The organism is Candidatus Aeolococcus gillhamiae, from assembly GCF_016464765.1.
Classification (GTDB): domain Bacteria; phylum Chloroflexota; class Dormibacteria; order Aeolococcales; family Aeolococcaceae; genus Aeolococcus; species Aeolococcus gillhamiae.
The window spans coordinates 1-3105 of record NZ_JAEKNS010000161.1 but is presented as its reverse complement, the minus strand read 5'-3'; the positions used below and the strand labels follow the sequence as shown (position 1 = coordinate 3105).

Annotated in this window: 3 protein-coding genes and 1 pseudogene; 3 read left to right on the top strand and 1 reads right to left on the bottom strand. The window is 66.6% G+C overall.

All coding sequences use genetic code 11. The features are described from left to right. The 3 genes and pseudogenes from JF886_RS16370 to JF886_RS16360 form a co-directional block, all read left to right on the top strand. Positions 1 to 192 (top strand): annotated as a pseudogene (locus tag JF886_RS16370) (slipin family protein); the annotation flags it as partial. A gap of 610 nt (positions 193 to 802) precedes the next feature. Further along, positions 803 to 1069, top strand: coding sequence for a hypothetical protein (locus tag JF886_RS16365; protein ID WP_337314400.1), 267 nt, complete (start codon positions 803 to 805; stop codon positions 1067 to 1069). A gap of 219 nt (positions 1070 to 1288) precedes the next feature. Further along, complete coding sequence (locus tag JF886_RS16360) at positions 1289 to 1564, top strand: hypothetical protein (protein WP_337314398.1); 276 nt, start codon at positions 1289 to 1291, stop codon at positions 1562 to 1564. 329 nt (positions 1565 to 1893) lie between these two features. Here the strand turns inward: JF886_RS16360 and JF886_RS16355 are convergent, their stop codons facing one another. Continuing rightward, positions 1894 to 2814 carry a ketopantoate reductase family protein gene (locus tag JF886_RS16355; protein WP_337314396.1) on the bottom strand — a complete coding sequence of 307 codons (921 nt, stop codon included), beginning with the start codon at positions 2812 to 2814 and terminating at the stop codon, positions 1894 to 1896. Positions 2815 to 3105: the final 291 nt, after the last annotated feature.

The following is a 3105-nucleotide window of genomic DNA, read 5'->3' as shown; positions in this document are numbered from 1 at the left end:
CAGACCCTGGTTGAGATGGGCGTCGACAAGAACACCACCGTTGTGTTCCCCGCCCCGCTGATGAGCACGATCCAGGAGCTCGGGTCGTTCATCTCCCGCGAGAGAGCGGCCAGCAACCTGATTCCGCCTCCGACCGGCGCGAAGAGGCGCTCACCCAGAGACGATGCTCAGGGGTCCGGGTCGGGACGCTAGACAAGTTCCAGGGACGCGAAGCGCCGCTCGTCCTCTACCCAATGGCCACGTCCTCACAGGCGATGCGCCACGCGGTTTCGGGCTGAGCACCTTCTGGATGGTCCGGACACAGCTCGACGATGTCGCGGAGCAGTTGCCGAGGCCTCGCTCAGTAGACGTGCCGGCGAAGGCGATACGGCGGTCTCGGTCGACCCTTACGTCACGAGGCAGCTCGAGCGCCCGCCCACCGGGCCGCGCGACAATCGCCGAAGGGCGCGGCTCGTCCCGGCAAGGGATCAGCTCGGGGCTGCTCACGCCACCAGAGACATCAGCTCGCGCACGACCTCGGGAGCAGGCTTGACCTCACGGGACGTGCTCCACCGAAAGGCCGGCGTAGCACGCCATCGCCAACGGGGCCTCGGCCGTCGCGGAGGGAGGGACGTGCCGCGGTTGCCGGCACTGATCGCTCCCTCCAGCGACAAGCGCAGGACCAGAACTACCACTTCGGCCTCACAAGATCGCGATGTATCTCAAGCGGTACCCCAGCGGGTAGTCGCATGGCGCAGCTGGGCATTCGGCCCGTGATCGACCGCCGTGTGTGGCAACCCACGCGTGGCAGGACAATCAGCACATGACCACCCCGCGTGATGAAGGAGACCAACTGATGGAGTTGCATGAGTTCCACGACGTCAGCATCAACAACAAGCGCATCAAAAAGCTGGTCAACCTCGACGCTGTCGAGTGGGTAGACCCTCCTGACGACCTCGCAAACGATGCGTCGGTTTGGGGTCTGCACATGCGCAGCGGCAAGCCCATCACCGTGGAGAACTCCGAGCAGACGCGCGGCTTTCTCGACTCGATCACCCGCTCCACGGCCCCGCCGGAGTTGCTGATCTGACCTCTACCCCTCGCTCACCGCGCCGCGGGTTACACAGGCCCAGGGACGCCACGAACCCGCCGAACGCGTCAGTCCTGTGAGCCGCTCAGGGGCGACCTCGATACGCCGCTGGCCTCGGGGCAATCGGGCCAATCTGGGACGAAGTGGAGCAGATGCGACACAACCCCGGTTCCGTGTGATCCACCCGCCTCTGCGGCGGGAAAGACGGACACTGTCGCGATGACAGACGACCCTCCCGCTGACCAGCGCCCGGCCGCCGCGACCAAAACGGCCAAGAAAACCCAGGCGCTCCTGCGAGAGGCTCGTTTCCTCTTGCGTCGCGTTGACAAGGTCGAGGCTGCGGCTGGAGCGATCGATGATCCCCCCACCCACCAGCTCGCCGCCGAGGTGCGCGAGGCGGTCCAGCGGCTCACGAATCACCTCGTCAGGCTGGAGCGGCAGCACCACCGCCGGGCTCATGAACCCGCCCGTCCCCGAGGGCGTGTGCAACGCTGATCCTTCCTCACCGCCGGCGGCCTTCTCGGGGCCGCTCGAGCCGGACATTCAATCCTCTGTCGACAACCCGCGGCGCGTCGTGCCGCTACGAGGGCGGCGACCAGAGCGACTGCCAGGCCGCCGCGCGTGACATGCGGGCACGATGGGACTGGGTGGTGTCGATCACCAGCTCGGTCGCGGGCCTTGACCGACTGGCTGCACACGTACAATCGTTACCGACCTCACATCACTCAGTGTGATTTAGACGGGTGACTGGTTGATGATGCAGATCGGCATGGTGCTTGGATTCGCCACCACTATCCGGTCAACTGGTGGCTGCTGTTCAGCTGTCAGGGGCTCACAGTGGGCTGCCGGTCGCGCAGAGCCTCGACCAAGCGCCGGGTCACCGGCACCGGTACGCGTGCTCGATCAGCGGCCCTCACAACTGCACCGCCGATCGCTTCCAGCTCCGTCGGACGACCGGCCGCGGCGTCGCGCTGCATCGACGACCGCATGCTCGCCGGTACACCATCGATGGCGGCGATCAGGCGATCGACGTCGACGTGCGCGCCCTTCGCTTTGGCGACCTCGGTGACCTCGCGGATGCAGGCGACCAGGTCGTCACGGCAGTCGGTCCTCACTGCACCGGCCGGCGCCTCCGCGTAGGTGGTCAAGATCGCCAGCGGGGCCAGGAACGCAAGCTTCTCCCACAGCATGGCTGTCTCGTCCGTGCGAACGTTCACCTCAAGCCCGGCACCCCGCAAATGCGCAGCGAGCTGCCCGACACGGTCGCCGTTCGCGGCGCTCGCCGCAAACTCCACCGACGCGAACGGACTGGTGTGCTCGACCTGTCCGACTGCGACGCGGGTCGCCTCCACTCGGATCGTCGCCGGCACGACAGCCTCCGCCGAGTACCGCCCTCGCAACGTGGCGACGTGCTCGATACCGTTGAGGAACGGAATGACCAGCGCATCGCCGAGTGCCGAGGGTGGTACGGCGTCGAGTGCTGCGAGCAGGTCCGGCGCCTTGACGGTGACCAGCACTGCGTCAGCCCTCACGTGCAGACGTGTCGCCGCCTCAACCGGGACGGTGAAGCTGCCGAAGCGATCGCTGCGCACCGTGATGCCGTGCGCCCGGAGGCGGTCGACCGTGGCCTGGCGAGCCAGGCACACCACCCGCACACCCTCATGGGCGAGAAGCGCTCCCACCAGGCTGCCCACGCCCCCCGGGCCGAGCACGGCGACGGAGGTGGTTGATTCGATGCCGCTCATGCCGTTGGTCCCCCCTGCGTACGCCGGACGGGATGTACCGGACGACGATTGTGATGTCGTCGCCGCGGTGCTCGCAGACGTCCCAGCATCGTGCACGCAACGGGGCCGAAATCAGTCGGGTCGCTCGCCGCTGACGTCCACCTCGTTGACTGAATCGCCTGGGTTTGGTGGAGCCTCCATCAGACCCAGGGTGGTTCACCTCGAGCCGTGGAACTCCAAAACTGTAATCGCTATGTAAGCACCGGGGTGGAATAATCCGACGCTATGAGAACAGCCCGTCCACCTTGACCT